The organism is Serratia sp. G204Y, from assembly GCF_051172435.1.
GTDB lineage: Bacteria > Pseudomonadota > Gammaproteobacteria > Enterobacterales > Enterobacteriaceae > Serratia > Serratia sarumanii.
In genome coordinates, this window is record NZ_JBPIZA010000001.1 from 2,076,357 (window position 1) to 2,090,567 (window position 14,211).

At 59.5% G+C, this 14,211-nt stretch carries 18 protein-coding genes; 8 read left to right on the forward strand and 10 right to left on the reverse strand.

Translation table 11 applies throughout. The features are described from left to right. Nucleotides 1-117: 117 nt before the first annotated feature. Complete coding sequence (locus ACSBQQ_RS10100) at nucleotides 118-441, reverse strand: heavy metal-binding domain-containing protein (protein WP_033637822.1); 324 nt, start codon at nucleotides 439-441, stop codon at nucleotides 118-120. Between the two features lie 159 nt (nucleotides 442-600). Between ACSBQQ_RS10100 and ACSBQQ_RS10105 the strand changes: the two genes are divergently transcribed. From ACSBQQ_RS10105 to ACSBQQ_RS10140, 8 genes are all read left to right on the forward strand, one after another. Further along, complete coding sequence (locus ACSBQQ_RS10105) at nucleotides 601-1,143, forward strand: lipoprotein (protein ID WP_049197171.1); 543 nt, start codon at nucleotides 601-603, stop codon at nucleotides 1,141-1,143. Between the two features lie 264 nt (nucleotides 1,144-1,407). Next, on the forward strand, nucleotides 1,408-2,136 hold the full coding sequence (gene artP, locus ACSBQQ_RS10110; RefSeq protein WP_038884338.1) for an arginine ABC transporter ATP-binding protein ArtP: 729 nt from the start codon (nucleotides 1,408-1,410) through the stop codon (nucleotides 2,134-2,136). Nucleotides 2,137-2,168: 32 nt separating this feature from the next. Then, nucleotides 2,169-2,900 (forward strand): arginine ABC transporter substrate-binding protein, encoded by a 732-nt coding sequence (artJ, locus tag ACSBQQ_RS10115; RefSeq protein WP_033637819.1) that lies wholly within the window; start codon nucleotides 2,169-2,171, stop codon nucleotides 2,898-2,900. A 9-nt stretch (nucleotides 2,901-2,909) separates the two neighbouring features. Continuing rightward, on the forward strand, nucleotides 2,910-3,626 hold the full coding sequence (gene artQ / locus ACSBQQ_RS10120) for an arginine ABC transporter permease ArtQ (protein WP_033637818.1): 717 nt from the start codon (nucleotides 2,910-2,912) through the stop codon (nucleotides 3,624-3,626). After that, nucleotides 3,626-4,294 (forward strand): arginine ABC transporter permease ArtM, encoded by a 669-nt coding sequence (gene artM / locus ACSBQQ_RS10125; RefSeq protein WP_033637817.1) that lies wholly within the window; start codon nucleotides 3,626-3,628, stop codon nucleotides 4,292-4,294. Before artQ ends, artM begins: the two co-directional genes overlap by 1 nt. A gap of 197 nt (nucleotides 4,295-4,491) precedes the next feature. Then, a complete protein-coding gene (gene artJ, locus ACSBQQ_RS10130; RefSeq protein ID WP_043147094.1) occupies nucleotides 4,492-5,226 on the forward strand; it encodes an arginine ABC transporter substrate-binding protein in 735 nt (244 codons plus the stop codon). A 101-nt stretch (nucleotides 5,227-5,327) separates the two neighbouring features. Next, nucleotides 5,328-5,579, forward strand: coding sequence for a type II toxin-antitoxin system Phd/YefM family antitoxin (locus ACSBQQ_RS10135; protein WP_004928423.1), 252 nt, complete (start codon nucleotides 5,328-5,330; stop codon nucleotides 5,577-5,579). Beyond that, on the forward strand, nucleotides 5,569-5,853 hold the full coding sequence (locus tag ACSBQQ_RS10140) for a type II toxin-antitoxin system RelE family toxin (RefSeq protein ID WP_041034302.1): 285 nt from the start codon (nucleotides 5,569-5,571) through the stop codon (nucleotides 5,851-5,853). Before ACSBQQ_RS10135 ends, ACSBQQ_RS10140 begins: the two co-directional genes overlap by 11 nt. On the opposite strand, the gene rlmC is transcribed toward ACSBQQ_RS10140, so the two are convergent. The 9 genes from rlmC to ACSBQQ_RS10185 all read right to left on the reverse strand — a co-directional run bounded on the left by rlmC (nucleotide 5,850) and on the right by ACSBQQ_RS10185 (nucleotide 14,107). Further along, a complete protein-coding gene (gene rlmC / locus ACSBQQ_RS10145; protein WP_060387529.1) occupies nucleotides 5,850-6,977 on the reverse strand; it encodes a 23S rRNA (uracil(747)-C(5))-methyltransferase RlmC in 1,128 nt (375 codons plus the stop codon). The genes ACSBQQ_RS10140 and rlmC overlap by 4 nt on opposite strands. A 69-nt stretch (nucleotides 6,978-7,046) precedes the next feature. Continuing rightward, nucleotides 7,047-7,526 carry a YbjO family protein gene (locus ACSBQQ_RS10150; protein ID WP_060387528.1) on the reverse strand — a complete coding sequence of 160 codons (480 nt, stop codon included), beginning with the start codon at nucleotides 7,524-7,526 and terminating at the stop codon, nucleotides 7,047-7,049. A gap of 104 nt (nucleotides 7,527-7,630) precedes the next feature. Further along, nucleotides 7,631-8,476 carry a putrescine ABC transporter permease PotI gene (potI, locus tag ACSBQQ_RS10155; RefSeq protein ID WP_016928360.1) on the reverse strand — a complete coding sequence of 282 codons (846 nt, stop codon included), beginning with the start codon at nucleotides 8,474-8,476 and terminating at the stop codon, nucleotides 7,631-7,633. Then, a complete protein-coding gene (gene potH, locus ACSBQQ_RS10160; protein ID WP_033646669.1) occupies nucleotides 8,473-9,435 on the reverse strand; it encodes a putrescine ABC transporter permease PotH in 963 nt (320 codons plus the stop codon). Before potH ends, potI begins: the two co-directional genes overlap by 4 nt. A gap of 24 nt (nucleotides 9,436-9,459) precedes the next feature. Next, a complete protein-coding gene (potG, locus tag ACSBQQ_RS10165) occupies nucleotides 9,460-10,593 on the reverse strand; it encodes a putrescine ABC transporter ATP-binding subunit PotG (protein WP_060428360.1) in 1,134 nt (377 codons plus the stop codon). Nucleotides 10,594-10,716: 123 nt separating this feature from the next. Then, nucleotides 10,717-11,826, reverse strand: coding sequence for a spermidine/putrescine ABC transporter substrate-binding protein PotF (gene potF / locus ACSBQQ_RS10170; protein WP_033637811.1), 1,110 nt, complete (start codon nucleotides 11,824-11,826; stop codon nucleotides 10,717-10,719). 406 nt (nucleotides 11,827-12,232) lie between these two features. Beyond that, on the reverse strand, nucleotides 12,233-12,712 hold the full coding sequence (locus ACSBQQ_RS10175) for a YbjN domain-containing protein (RefSeq protein ID WP_004938666.1): 480 nt from the start codon (nucleotides 12,710-12,712) through the stop codon (nucleotides 12,233-12,235). 135 nt (nucleotides 12,713-12,847) lie between these two features. After that, a complete protein-coding gene (rimK, locus tag ACSBQQ_RS10180) occupies nucleotides 12,848-13,750 on the reverse strand; it encodes a 30S ribosomal protein S6--L-glutamate ligase (RefSeq protein WP_049213124.1) in 903 nt (300 codons plus the stop codon). Between the two features lie 54 nt (nucleotides 13,751-13,804). After that, a complete protein-coding gene (locus tag ACSBQQ_RS10185; protein WP_033646672.1) occupies nucleotides 13,805-14,107 on the reverse strand; it encodes a YbjC family protein in 303 nt (100 codons plus the stop codon). Nucleotides 14,108-14,211 lie beyond the last annotated feature (104 nt).

Consider the following 14,211-nt stretch of genomic DNA (forward strand, 5'->3'; position numbering starts at 1 on the left):
ATCCTCCCTGTGATGTGATGACCTGATATAGCGTTAACGTTAATCAATAATCGCCACGGAAGCCACCGTCGGACAAAGTAAAACGCCCCGGACGCGCCAGGGCGTTGGGGAGTGGGATTAGCGGCTGGCTTTCACCGCGGTGCCGCTGACGGTCACCATCAGCATGCTGCCGTCTTTGCCAACGGTTTCATAATCGATATCGATGCCGACCACCGCGTTGGCGCCCAGCTCTTTCGCCTGATCTTCCAGCTCTTCGAACGCGATCAAGCGCGCCTTGCGCAGCTCTTTCTCATAAGCGCCCGAGCGGCCGCCGACGATATCGCGCACGCCGGCGAAGAAATCACGAAAGATGTTGGCGCCGAGGATCGCTTCGCCGGTGACCACGCCGCAATATTCGGTGATGGTGAACCCTTCCAGGGTCGGGGTAGTTGAAAGCTGCATCAGAATTCCTTGTTTGATTAATTCAACGTATCTATGACCAGAAGATTAGCGTTATGTTCGCTTAATCAATGGCACGCAGTACGAATGCAAGGCCAAAAAACGCATTTATACTGTAAGCTATCGGTCTTCATGGTAGAGACTTTCACATAAGGTAATAAGATGAAAACAAAAACGATTGCGGCTGTTTTACCCTTAGCGCTGTTGCTGAGTGCCTGTACCACGGTGGAGCCGGCATACAAGGATATCGGCACCCGCAGCGGCAGCTGTGTGGAAGGCGGCCCGGATACGGTCGCGCAAAAGTTCTATGACCTGCGCATCCAGCAGGGCGCCGGCCTGCCGGACAGTAACCGCCTGGCGCAGCTGCAGCCTTACCTGAGCAAAGTGCTGTATCAGGATCTGGTCAGCGCCGCCCAGAACCTAGGCAAGCATCGGATCACCGGCGACTTGTTCTCCGGCAATGCGCAGGGACCAAGCAGCGCGTCCGTCGCCAGCGCCTCGACCATTCCTAACACCGATGCGAAAAACATCCCGCTGCGCGTCGACTTGAGCTACCAAAAAGACGCCAACAGCACCGTGAACTGGCAGGACGAAGTGCTGATGGTGCGCGAAGGCACCTGCTGGGTGGTTGATGATATTCGCTACCTGAATGTTCCAGCGCATGCCACCAACGGCAGCGTGCGCCAGGTGTTGGAAAACCAGTAACCCGCGATCCCCAGGCCGACGCGGGTTTGCCGCGTCGGCCATCCCCGCCTCCCGCCTGCCGCTCAGATTTCGTCCAATAGAAAAAATTTCGCTACCGATCTCACAGCCTGCACCACAAATCCCCTCCCTCGGCTTGAGTCGCGGTATCTTGTGCTAATCTTTTACTGTCCCGCCGCACACTCATAAATTTTAACGCACAAAGATTGCATAAGTATTCTGTGGAAGTTAACATTTGCGGCATCAATGTCTATTCAATTCTGGCGCATGAGTATTCAACTTAACGGTATCAATTGCTATTACGGCGCTCACCAGGCGCTGTTTGACATCACGCTGGATTGTCCAGCCGGGGAAACCCTGGTGCTGCTTGGCCCAAGCGGCGCCGGGAAAAGTTCATTGCTGCGGGTGCTGAACCTGCTGGAAATGCCGCGTTCGGGCCAACTGCAGATCGCCGGCAACCAATTCGACTTCAAGCAGGCGCCTGGCGAGAAAGCCATTCGCGAACTGCGTCAAAATGTCGGCATGGTGTTCCAGCAATACAACCTGTGGCCTCACCTCACCGTGGTTCAGAACCTGATCGAAGCGCCTTGCCGCGTGCTGGGTCTGACCAAGGCTCAGGCGATGGAGCGCGCCGACAAGCTGCTCAAGCGCCTGCGCCTGACCGACTTCGCCGATCGCTTCCCGCTGCACCTTTCCGGCGGCCAGCAGCAGCGCGTGGCAATCGCCCGCGCCCTGATGATGGAACCGCAGGTGCTGCTGTTCGATGAACCGACCGCGGCGCTGGATCCGGAAATCACCGCTCAGATCGTCAGCATCATTCGCGAACTGGCCGGCACCGGCATCACGCAGGTGATCGTCACCCACGAAGTGGAAGTGGCGCGCAAGACCGCCAGCCGCGTGGTGTACATGGAAAACGGCCACGTGGTGGAGCAAGGCGACAGCAGCCACTTCACGCAGCCGCGGACCACCGAGTTTGCCAACTACTTATCACACTAACAATTAACTTGCTGTAATTTGGGGAGTTTGCGATGAAAAAACTAATAATCGCCGCCGTTCTGGCCGGCATCAGCGTTTCCGCCTCCGCAGCCGAAACCATCCGTTTCGCTACCGAAGCCTCCTATCCTCCATTTGAATTTATTGACGCCGGCAACAAGATTCAGGGTTTTGATGTCGATCTGGCCAACGCGCTGTGCAAAGAGATGCAGGCCGAGTGCACCTTCACCAACCAGGCGTTCGACAGCCTGATCCCAAGCCTTAAATTCAAGCGTTTCGATGCGGTGATGGCCGGCATGGACATTACGCCGGAACGTGAAAAGCAGGTGCTGTTCACCAAGCCGTACTACGATAATTCGGCGCTGTTCATCGCGCAGAAAGGCAAAATCGCCGACGTGGCGGCGCTGAAAGGCAAGAAAGTGGGTGTGCAAAACGGCACCACTCACCAGAAATACCTGACCGACAAGCACCCGGAAATCACCACCGTGCCTTACGACAGCTACCAGAACGCCATTTTGGATCTGAAGAACGGCCGCGTTGATGCGGTGTTCGGCGATACCGCGGTGGTTAACGAATGGCTGAAGCAGAATGACGCGCTGGCGGCAGTGGGCGCCAAAGTCACGGATAAAGACTACTTCGGCACCGGCCTCGGCATCGCGGTACGCCAGAAGAACACCGAGCTGCAGGGCAAGTTCAACGCCGCTCTGGACAAGATCAAGCAGGATGGGACCTATGAAACCATCTACAAAAAATGGTTCCAGCAGTAATACGCCCCGATGAATGAATTTCAACCTTTAGCAAGCGCCGCCGGCATGACCGTCGGCCTTGCCGTTTGCGCCCTGATCCTCGGGCTGATTCTGGCGATGCTGTTCGCCGTATGGGAATCGTCCCGCTGGAAAGCGGTCAGCTGGCTCGGCACCGCCTGGGTGACCGTGCTACGCGGCCTGCCGGAAATCCTGGTGGTGCTGTTTATCTATTTCGGTTCGTCGCAGCTGCTGCTGATGCTCTCCGACGGCTTTACCCTCAACCTCGGTCTGTTCCAGCTGCCGATTCAGCTGGCGATCGACAATTTCGAAGTCAGCCCGTTCCTGTGCGGGGTGATCGCTCTGGCCCTGCTCTATTCCGCCTACGCCTCGCAGACGCTGCGCGGCGCGCTCAAAGCGGTACCGCAGGGGCAGTGGGAGTCCGGCCAGGCGCTGGGGCTCGGCAAGGCGGCGATCTTCTTTCGCCTGATCATGCCGCAGATGTGGCGCCACGCCCTGCCCGGCCTCGGCAACCAGTGGCTGGTGCTGCTGAAAGACACCGCGCTGGTGTCGCTGATCAGCGTGAACGATCTGATGCTGCAAACCAAGAGCATCGCCACCCGCACACAAGAACCCTTTACCTGGTATGTGATCGCGGCGGCCATCTACCTGCTGGTGACGCTGTTCAGCCAATACGTCATCAAACGCATTGAGCTGCGCGCCACGCGCTTTGAGCGGGGGCCGGTCTGATGATTGAGTATTTGCCGGAAATCCTCAAAGGGTTGCACACCAGCCTGACGCTGACCGTCGCCGCGCTGATCGTCGCGCTGGTGCTGTCGCTGCTGCTGACGGTGATCCTGACGCTGAAAACGCCAATCCTGACGCCGCTGGTCAAGATCTACGTGACGCTGTTCACCGGCACGCCGTTGCTGGTGCAGATCTTCCTGATCTACTACGGCCCCGGCCAGTTCCCGGCGATCCGCGACTACCCGTGGCTGTGGAATCTGCTGTCGCAGCCTTGGCTGTGCGCGATGATAGCGCTGGCGCTGAACAGCGCGGCCTACACCACGCAACTGTTCTACGGCGCGGTGCGCGCCATTCCAGCCGGGCAATGGCAGTCGTGCGAAGCGCTGGGCATGTCGCGCCGGCAGACGCTGCGCATCCTGCTGCCGTTCGCCTTCAAGCGCGCGCTGTCGTCTTACTCCAACGAAGTGGTGCTGGTGTTCAAAAGCACCTCGCTGGCTTACACCATCACGCTGATGGAAGTGATGGGCTACAGCCAGCTGATGTACGGCCGCACTTACGACGTCATGGTGTTTGGCGCCGCAGGCCTGGTGTACCTGTGCGTTAACGGCCTGCTGACGCTGCTGATGCGGCTGGTGGAGCGCCGCGCGCTGGCGTTTGAGCGCCGCAACTGAGGCCGCCTCCCCTCAAGCCCCGCCGTAGTGCGGGGCTTTTTTTATTCTCGAGGCAATATTTAATCATTTTCATTGCATTTTAATTCACTCGATGGCAGGGTTATCAGCAGGTGTCCTCGCAAAAACCTCTGGCGATTACCAGTAAAAACAAACGATAGCGAAAAATCACTTTCAGGATCCAGACAGGAGCTCTACGCATGAAAAAACTGCTGCTTGCCGCGACGATGTTGGCCGGAATCACCTTTAACGCCACCGCGGCCGAGACCATCCGCTTCGCCGCTTCCGCCACCTACCCGCCGTTCGAATCGCTCGACGCCAATAACCAGATCGTCGGCTTCGATATCGATCTGGCCAACGCGCTGTGCAAGCAGATGCAGGCGCAGTGCACCTTCACCAACCAGGCGTTCGACAGCCTGATCGCCGCGCTGAAATTCAAGAAATACGATGCGGTGATTTCCGGTATGGATATCACGCCGGAGCGCAGCAAACAGGTCGCCTTCACCCAGCCTTACTACGCCAACTCGGCGATCGTGATTGCGCAAAAAGGCAAGTTCAGCTCGCTGGCGGATCTGAAAGGCAAAAAACTCGGCATGGAAAACGGCACCACCCACCAGAAATACATGCAGGACAAGCATCCGGAGATTACCACCGTCTCTTACGACAGCTACCAAAACGCCATTCTGGAGCTGAAAAACGGCCGTATTGATGGCGTGTTCGGCGACACCGCCGTGGTGAACGAGTGGCTGAAAACCAACCCGCAGCTGGCGCCGGTCGGTGAACACGTTACCGACGCGCAATACTTCGGCACAGGTCTCGGCATCGCGGTGCGCCCGGACAACCAGGCGCTGCTGGCCAAGCTGAACGCCGCGCTGGACGCCATCAAGGCCGACGGCACCTACAAGGCCATCAACGACAAGTGGTTCCCGCAGTAAGTCCGCATGTGGAGCCGCCATCCTTTGGCGGCTCCATCCGATTGCTACCCCATCCATTTAGTGCTAAATTTGATACTGAATTTAGCATCAAGGATAACATCATGACGGTTCAACCCATTCTTGCCGATTCCGCAGTCAGCATCAGCGATTTTAAGAAATCGCCCAACGCCGCCCTTAAAGAGGCACAAGGGCAGCCGGTCGCCGTCCTGACCAACGGTAAGATTTCGGGATATTACGTCTCACCGGAAACCTGGGAGGCTATCGCGGAGTACCTGGAAGATATCGAACTCGCTGAAATCGTTCGTTCACGGATGAACGGCAAACGCATTAAGGTCAATTTGGATGACTTATAAGCTTGAATTCGAAGAACATGCGCTGAAGGAATTTAAAAAACTGTCCCCGGTGATCCGGGAACAGTTCAAAAAAAAGCTGGTATCGGTATTGGTTAATCCCCACGTCCCTGCCAACAAACTCGCCGGTTTGCCCGATTGCTACAAAATCAAACTCAGAGCATCCGGCTTTCGTTTGGTGTATCGCGTCATGGAAACGGAGATCGTGGTTCTGGTCCTGTCTGTGGGCAAACGCGAACATTCAGCGGCTTACACGGCTGCCAAAAAGCGCCTTTAACGCCGCACCAACAGCGTCAGCACTTCGTAGTGCGCAGTATGCGGGAACATGTCGAACAGCTGCACCCGTTCGATGCGGTACCCCGGCAACATCTCGATATCTTTCGCCATGCTCTCGGCGTTGCAGCTCGAATAGAGAATATAGTCCGGCGCCATCCGGCTCAAATAGTCGCACAGCGCCTGGCCGATGCCGCGCCGCGGCGGGTTGACCAGCACCAGCTGCGGCACCTGGCCTTCGGCGGTGGCGAAACGGGTGGAATCGAGCGCCTGAAAATCTACGTGCAACAACCCTAACCGCTGCGCCGACTGGCGCGCGCAGGCGATCGCTTCCGCGCTGATTTCGATGCCGGTCAGCCGCGTTTGCGGCTGCGCGCAGTGCAGGCCGAAACCGCCGACGCCGCAGAACAGATCCCACATGCTGTCGATACCCAGCGCGCGCACCCAGTCGCGGGCGGTGGCATACAGATCGGCGGCCACCTGCGGGTTGGTCTGGAAGAAGCTTTGCGGGCGGATGAACAGCGGCACCTGATTGAACCGTTCCTCCAGCGCCTGCTGTTCGGTCAGCGCAATCTCGCGCTCCCCTTCCATGATCGCCATGTGCACCGGCTGAATATTGGCGGAGATCACCTTGAGCTGCGGCAACTGCTGCTGCAGCCACGGCAGCGCGGCGCGCAGCTGCGCCAGCTTGGTTTCCGAGCGCAGCACGAAGCGCAGCATCACGCCGCCGTCGAGCGTGCTTTCGGTCAGCAGCAGGTACTTCAGCTCGCCGCGTTTGCGCGCCACGTTGTACGGCGTCAGGCCCGCGCGGGCGATGAAGCTTTTCAGCACCGCGAACATCGGCGCAAAACCGGCAGGGTACAGCGGGCAGTCGCTCAGATCGGCCGGTGTGCCGTCGCGGTGCAGCATGCCGAGCAGCGGGCGCTCCACGCTGCCGCTGACCACCATCTTGGCTTTATTGCGAAATGCGCTCAGTTCCCCCGCCACCGGCTGCAGCCACTGCGCGACGTCGCGCCCGGCCAGCAGCGAGTGCAGGTGATGCTGTTTGTCGGCCAGTTGCTGCGGATAGGGCTTATCCAGCCACTGACAGGAACGGCAGGTGCCCGCCGTATACAAAGCGCAATGCATGAAGATTACCGTGAAGTTCAGGATGACGAATCAAGGGCGCAGAGTTTACCACTCCGCGCGCCTAAAATCTCACTTGCGCGCGGCGAAGAAGCGGCGGCTGGCGGTGGGAACAAACAGCAACGCCAGGATCACCGCGTCGGGGATCTTTTGCAGGATCAGAACGTGCAGGATTTGGCCGCTGGTTTCGCCTTCCACGGTGAACACCTCGGGGAAGACGCTGCCGATGGTGGCCAACAGCAGGTAAAGCACTACGATGCACTGGCAGACCACATAGCCCCAGCGCCCCCAGTTGCGGCCGCGCATCACGGCAAAGCCGCAGCTGATTTGCAGGCACAGCAGCAGCAGGCCGGCCAGAAAGATAAAGGTAGAATCCCACGCCTGCGCGCTGGTGTTGACGAACTCCTGCGCGCCGTCGACGCCCAGCTCGCCCAGCAGCAGCACCACGCTGATACACTTGATCGCGACCATGGCGGTACCCGCCACCATCACCGGCACCGGCGCATCCGAAGTCGATCCCATTCCCTGCCCGCTTTTCAGCATGTCTGACATATCCGTATTCCGCTACGACGCGCCACCTATACAGGTGGCGCATGTAAAGTCAGGTAGTTAGTTGCAATACTTATTGATTGCAAAAATAGCAGGTTTGTTACGATTCAGCTACGGGCCGCCCGCTGCAATTCGCGCGATCGTTGTTTTTCCGAGCGCGCCATAAACCACCAGGCGATCAGGCCGAGAATGCCCACCACCAGCAGGATCAGGCTGGCCAACGCGTTAATTTCCGGATTCACCCCCATGCGCACGCTGGAGAACACCAGCATCGGCAGCGTGGTAGCGCCCGGGCCGGAGACGAAGCTGGCGATCACCAGGTCGTCCAGCGACAGGGTGAACGCCAGCATCCAGCCGGAGATCAGCGCCGGCGCGATCATCGGCAAGGTGATGACGAAGAACACCTTCAGCGGCGGTGCCCCCAAGTCCATCGCCGCCTCTTCAATTGAGCGATCCACCTCGCGCAGGCGCGAGCTGATCACCACCGCCACGTAAGCGGTACAGAAGGTGACATGCGCCAGCCAGATGGTGAACATGCCGCGCTCCGACGGCCAGCCGAAGGCGTGCCCCATCGCCACGAACAGCAACAGCAGCGACAGGCCGGTGATCACGTCCGGCATCACCAGCGGCGCAGTCAGCATAAACGCGAAGCCGGTCGAACCGCGAAAGCGGCCGAAGCGCACCATCACCACGGCGGCGATGGCCCCCAGTACCACCGCGGCGGTGGCGGAAGCGGCGGCGATGGTCAGGCTGAGCCCCACCGCGCTGATCATCGCCGAGTCGTGGAACAGTTCGGTATACCAGCGCGTGGACCAGCCGGCCCACACCGTCACCAGCTTGGAGCTGTTGAAGGAGTAGATCACCAGCATCAGCATCGGCGCATACAGGAAGGTAAAGCCGATCGTCAGGATGGCGATGCGCCACGGTGAACGCACTACCGGCAAGTTGTTCATGCCTGCCCCCCCATTTCCTTGTTCTGGTGTTTGTGGAACCACAAAATTGGCACGATCAGCAACAGCAGCATGATGGTGGCGACCGCCGAGGCCACCGGCCAGTCGCGGTTATTGAAGAACTCCTGCCACAGCACGCGGCCGATCATGATGCTGTCCGGCCCACCGAGCAGTTCCGGGATCACGAACTCCCCCACCGCCGGAATGAACACCAGCATCGAACCGGCGATGATGCCGCCGCGCGTCAGCGGCACGATCACGCTGAAGAAGGTTTTCAGCGGCCGGGCGCCCAGATCCAGCGACGCCTCCACCAGCGAGTAATCCAGCCGGATCAGCGCCGTGTAGATCGGCAGCACCATAAACGGCAGATAGGAATAAACGATGCCGATATACACCGCCAGGTTGGTGTGCAGGATCACCAGCGGCTGATCGATGACACCCAGCCACATCAGGAAGTTATTAAGAATGCCGTTGTTTTTCAGAATGCCCATCCAGGCATAGACACGGATCAGGAACGAGGTCCAGGAAGGCAGGATCACCAGCAGCAGCAGAATGTTGCGGGTTGACGCCTTGCTGTGAGCCACCGCCCAGGCCAGCGGATAACCGATGATCAGGCAGCACAGCGTCGAGACCGCCGCCACGCGCAGCGACTGCAGGTAGGCGTCGATATACAGCGGATCGTCGGTCAGCTGCAGGTAGTTGGCAAAGTTGAGCGCGATGTTCAGCTTGCCGTCCACCCAGCTCATCAGCTCGGTGTAAGGCGGCACCGCCAGCGCCAGCTCCGCCAGGCTGATCTTGAACACGATCAGGAACGGCAGCATGAACAGCAGCGTCAGCCATAAATACGGCAGCGCGATCACCAGCTTGCGGCCGTGAGCCATCAGCAGGCGGTGGAACAGCGCCTTGAGGGTGCCGGGCGTTTTGGCCGGCGGTTCCGGCGTGCGTTCAGAAAGCAGGGTCATACGGGTTACTCCTCACCGGCTCCACTACACCGTCAACACTACGCAGCTGTCGGTTTCCCAGCACAGACGCACTTCATCGCCCCAGGTCGGCATCCCCTTGCGGAAACGGTGGCCGTTTTGCAGCTGGGCGCTGATAATCTGCCCGCTGTGCAGCTTCACGTGATAAATGGACAGATCGCCCAGGTAGGAAATATGCGCCACTTCTCCCACCGCGAAGTTGCAGCCGTCTTCCGGCACCTGTTCGCACAGCAGGATCTTTTCCGGTCGCAGCGCCACCTGGATCGGCACGCCGCCCACCACCGAGGCGTCCGGATCGACTTTGATCGCATGGCGCAACCCGGGGCTTTGCAGGATCAGCGCATCGTCGTGGCGCTCTTGCAATACGCAGTCGAAGACGTTGACCGAGCCGATAAATTCGGCGCTGAAGCGGCTGTTCGGATGCTCGTAGATCTCTTCCGGCTCGCCGATCTGCACGAACTTGCCGCGGTTCATGATGGCGATGCGCCCCGCCATGGTCATCGCCTCTTCCTGATCGTGCGTCACCATCACGCAGGTGACGCCGACGCGCTCGAGAATGTCGGTCACTTCCAACTGCATGCGATCGCGCAGTTTCTTGTCCAGCGCGCCCATCGGCTCATCCAGCAGCAGCAGCTTCGGCCGCTTGGCCAGGCTGCGCGCCAGCGCCACCCGCTGCCGCTGGCCGCCGGAAAGCTGGTGCGGCTTGCGCTTGGCATACTCTTGCATGTGCACCAGCGCCAGCATTTCCGCCACCCGCTCGGCGATCGCCGCCCGTGGCATTTTGTCCTGTTTCAGGCCGAAGGCGATGTTCTGCTCCACCGTCATGTGCGGGAACAGCGCGTAGGACTGAAACATCATGTTGATCGGCCGCTGGTACGGCGGCACGTGCGACATATCCTGCCCATCGAGCACGATCTGCCCTTCCGAGGGCTGCTCGAAACCGGCCAGCATGCGCAGCAAGGTGGATTTGCCGCAGCCGGACGGGCCGAGCAACGCAAAGATCTCGCCCTTGTAGATGGTAAGGCTGACGTCTTCGACCGCGTTCTGCCCGTCGAAGGTTTTGGTGAGGTTACGGATTTCCAGCAGAGGGGTGAAAACCTTCTGCGACTTGGCTTGAGGACGAGGGATGGCGTCGTTCAATCGGGGTGCTCTCCGGCGTAAAGCGGCACAAAACCACGGCGAGCGCCGTGGCCCAAAACGGCAATGCAGGCGGGGAGCGCCCGCCTGCCGGTTTACCGACGATCGGGGGATATCCCCCCATCATCACTTCCCGCTTTTAACTTTAGTCCATGCGCGGGTAATGACACGGTCCAGCTTCGGCGACTGTACGTTAAGCGTGAACAGCTTGGCGCGCAGATCGGCCGGCGGATAGACGTTCGGGTTATTGCGCACCTCAGCGTTCACCAGCGGCGTGGAGTCCTTCACCGCATTGGCGTAATAGACATAGTTGCTGATGCCCGCCATCACGTCAGGTTTCATCAGGAAGTTCAGGAACTGGTAGGCGGCGTCTTTGTTCTTGGCGTCCGCCGGCATGGCGAACATGTCAAAGTAGGTCAGCGCCCCTTCTTTCGGGATCGCGTAGGCCACGTTCACGCCGTTCTTCGCCTCTTTGGCGCGATTGGCCGCCTGCATCACGTCGCCCGACCAGCCGATCGCCACGCAGATATCACCGTTCGCCAGATCGTTGATGTATTGAGACGAGTGGAAGTAACGGATGTTCGGCCGCAGCTTCAGCAGCAGATCGTTAGCCGCGCCGGTATAGTCCGCCGCGTTGGTGCTGTTGGGATCTTTGCCCAGATAGTGCAGCACGGTGGCGTAGACCTCGCTCGGCGCATCGAGGAAGGAGACGCCGCAGCTTTTCAGCTTCTCGAGGTTTTCCGGCTTGAGGATCAGATCCCAGCTGTCGACCGGCGCGTCTTTGCCCAATGCCGCCTTCACCTTGTCGACATTGTAGCCGATGCCGGTGGTCACCATCAGGTAAGGGATGCCGTATTTGTTGTCCTTGTCATTGTGCGCCACCAGCTTCAGCATCTCGGGATCGAGATTCTTGTAGTTGGGCATTTTGCTCTTGTCGAGCGGCTCGAAGATGCCGGCCTGCGACTGGCGCTCGAGGAAGTTGGATGAAGGAACCACCAGATCATAACCGGTGCTGCCCGCCATCAATTTGCCTTCCAACACTTCGTTGGAGTCAAAGACGTCGTACACCACCTTGATGCCGGTTTCTTTCTGGAATTTGGCCAGGGTATCCGGCGCGATATAGTCGGACCAGTTATACACGTGCAGCGTTTTCTCTTCGGCTGACGCCGTGACGGACGCGGCCATCAACAGGCCGGCAACCACACCCGATAACCACTTTTTACGTTGGGTGACCATCCGTAACTTCCTCCAAAACAGGGTGAATCATAGAATTGAACTTGTATCTGCAGCGATACAAAACCTTTCCTGATCGAGCGCAATCGTTGCAACCGCGAACTGAATGGCTATGCATATGATTGCATGCGCCTTTTTTCACTGCCCTGCTCGCGTGGCCACAAGGGAAATCGCAAGCCCTTTGCAGAATCAGCAGCATAGCCGCTGCCATCGCAACCCGCCAGCCCCCAGGGTAAAAAACGCCTTTTATCGATTTTTTATGCAGTTTTTCTCTATGTGATACGCCATTAACGGCACAAAAGGCGAGAAAGATCGGGCGGCAAAGGCCAAAGTGCAGAATATTTTATTGCGGAGGGGAATAACGGCAGCATGCCGCCGGAGCGACGGCATGCTTAAGGTACGGCGAGGATCAGTGCAGCATCGGCTGACGCACGGCGCCAGCGGGGATCTCTTCTTCATCACCCATAAACAGCAGATCGTTCGCCCGCGCCTCGAGGATCACCATCGAGACCTGCTCTTCGCCCTGCTGCATGAAGTGGGTAAACTGCTCGTAGGTGATGCCGACCGCCACGCTCAACGACTGGCAGACGATCAGCTTCGGCAGGTTGTCGTCCTGAATGTCGACGAACGCCTTGATGGTCAGCGAACTGGCGTTGATCTGGCTCAGGTCCGCCACCAGCGGGATCAGCGCGGTCGGTTTCACCTCGGCCAGCGCAGAGAACAGAATGACGTTGTCCACCAGATCTATCTTGGCGTCGAACACGCCGTCGAAGTTCTGCATGTGCGGCAGGTGCAGCGCCTGGCAGGAATCGCACTCAAAGAAAGAGATGCCCGACTGATCCAGCCAGCGCCGCAACAGCGCCAAATCGGGGACAATGAGTGAATCCATAATAACCAGCCTCACAATATTCAATACGCGAAAAGGCGCATAGCTTACGGAATATTCACCCGATACGCCACGATCAATACGGCTTAATTCACTAATTCAGATATTGCACGGCGGGAAAAGCGCGCCCCCGCCCCGTCAACCGCCGGATTTCAGGCGAAAGCCCGGCCGGCCGCGCTGCTCAATGTATTCGATCATCATGCCGGCGATGTCCAGCCCGGTGGTGGTTTCCACCCCTTCCAGCCCCGGCGACGCGTTGACCTCCATCACCAGCGGGCCGCGCTCGGCGCGCAGGATATCCACCCCGGCGACGTCCAGCCCCAGCGTACTGGCCGCTTTCACCGCGATCGCCCGCTCCCTGGCGGTGATGGTCACCTTGCGGGCGGTGCCGCCGCGGTGCAGGTTGGAGCGAAACTCGCCGGGCTTGGCCTGCCGTTCGATGGCGGCCACCACCCGGCCGCCGACCACCAAACAGCGCACGTCGCGCCCCTGCGCTTCACGCACGTATTCCTGCACCAGGATGTGGGCGTTCAGCCCGCGAAAGGCGTCGATCACGCTTTCCGCCGCCTGGCGGGTTTCCGCCAGCACCACGCCGATGCCCTGCGTGCCTTCCACCAGCTTGACCACCAACGGCGCGCCGCCGACCAGCTCGATCAGATCGCCGGTATCGTCCGGCGAATGGGCAAAGCCGGTAATCGGCAGATCGATGCCCTGCCGCGCCAGCAGCTGCAGCGAACGCAGCTTGTCGCGGGCGCGGGTAATGGCCACGGATTCGTTTAGCGGGTAGCTGCCGAGCAGCTCGAACTGGCGCAGCACCGCCGTGCCGTAAAAGGTGATGGCGGAGCCGATACGCGGGATCACCGCATCGTAACGCTCCAGTTGGCGGCCGCGATAATGAATGGTCGGCGCCGCCGGATTGATGTTCATGTAGCAGGAGAGCGGATCGATGATATCGATGCTGTGCCCGCGATCTTCCGCCGCTTCACGCAGCCGCGTGCATGAGTAGAGCGTTCCGTCGCGAGAAAGAATGGCAATTTTCACTCGTCACCCCAAAGGCCAACGCCTGCCCGGCAGGCGGGTTAGCGGCCGCGGCGCTCAGGCGCGCGGATCGCTGTCCTGATTATCTTTCGATTGCGGCTTGCGGCGATCGTTTTCCGGCGGCAACCCGCCGCGCATCAGCGGCCCGAAGCCCTGCACCACGCGCCACACCAGAAACGCCGCCGCCGGCACCATCAGCGCCACGCCGAGGAAAATCATGCCGACCGCCGCCTGCTGCGAAGCCAGCCAGCCCGGCAGCTGCAGGTGGCCGTGAATGCTGAGGTAGGCCAGCACCAGCATCACGATGCCCAGCCCTTCCAACACCAGCACCGGGCGCGGTAAGTCACCGAATGAACGCATATTTTTCTTCTCCAGAAGGTCTGCCTCCAGTGTAGTGAATTCCCGTCGGTGGCGACAGTCCCGGCAGACTAATTGGTTACATGAATCAAACTAACAGGTAATTC

Excerpts from the sequence above, each read along its gene's own strand:
- ACSBQQ_RS10100 (WP_033637822.1), bottom strand. The coding sequence starts at position 441 with ATGCAGCTTTCAACTACCCCGACCCTGGAAGGGTTCACCATCACCGAA.
- ACSBQQ_RS10105 (WP_049197171.1), top strand. The coding sequence starts at position 601 with ATGAAAACAAAAACGATTGCGGCTGTTTTACCCTTAGCGCTGTTGCTG.
- artP (WP_038884338.1), top strand. The coding sequence starts at position 1,408 with ATGAGTATTCAACTTAACGGTATCAATTGCTATTACGGCGCTCACCAG.
- artJ (WP_033637819.1), top strand. The coding sequence starts at position 2,169 with ATGAAAAAACTAATAATCGCCGCCGTTCTGGCCGGCATCAGCGTTTCC.
- artQ (WP_033637818.1), top strand. The coding sequence starts at position 2,910 with ATGAATGAATTTCAACCTTTAGCAAGCGCCGCCGGCATGACCGTCGGC.
- artM (WP_033637817.1), top strand. The coding sequence starts at position 3,626 with ATGATTGAGTATTTGCCGGAAATCCTCAAAGGGTTGCACACCAGCCTG.
- artJ (WP_043147094.1), top strand. The coding sequence starts at position 4,492 with ATGAAAAAACTGCTGCTTGCCGCGACGATGTTGGCCGGAATCACCTTT.
- ACSBQQ_RS10135 (WP_004928423.1), top strand. The coding sequence starts at position 5,328 with ATGACGGTTCAACCCATTCTTGCCGATTCCGCAGTCAGCATCAGCGAT.
- ACSBQQ_RS10140 (WP_041034302.1), top strand. The coding sequence starts at position 5,569 with ATGACTTATAAGCTTGAATTCGAAGAACATGCGCTGAAGGAATTTAAA.
- rlmC (WP_060387529.1), bottom strand. The coding sequence starts at position 6,977 with ATGCATTGCGCTTTGTATACGGCGGGCACCTGCCGTTCCTGTCAGTGG.
- ACSBQQ_RS10150 (WP_060387528.1), bottom strand. The coding sequence starts at position 7,526 with ATGTCAGACATGCTGAAAAGCGGGCAGGGAATGGGATCGACTTCGGAT.
- potI (WP_016928360.1), bottom strand. The coding sequence starts at position 8,476 with ATGAACAACTTGCCGGTAGTGCGTTCACCGTGGCGCATCGCCATCCTG.
- potH (WP_033646669.1), bottom strand. The coding sequence starts at position 9,435 with ATGACCCTGCTTTCTGAACGCACGCCGGAACCGCCGGCCAAAACGCCC.
- potF (WP_033637811.1), bottom strand. The coding sequence starts at position 11,826 with ATGGTCACCCAACGTAAAAAGTGGTTATCGGGTGTGGTTGCCGGCCTG.
- ACSBQQ_RS10175 (WP_004938666.1), bottom strand. The coding sequence starts at position 12,712 with ATGGATTCACTCATTGTCCCCGATTTGGCGCTGTTGCGGCGCTGGCTG.
- ACSBQQ_RS10185 (WP_033646672.1), bottom strand. The coding sequence starts at position 14,107 with ATGCGTTCATTCGGTGACTTACCGCGCCCGGTGCTGGTGTTGGAAGGG.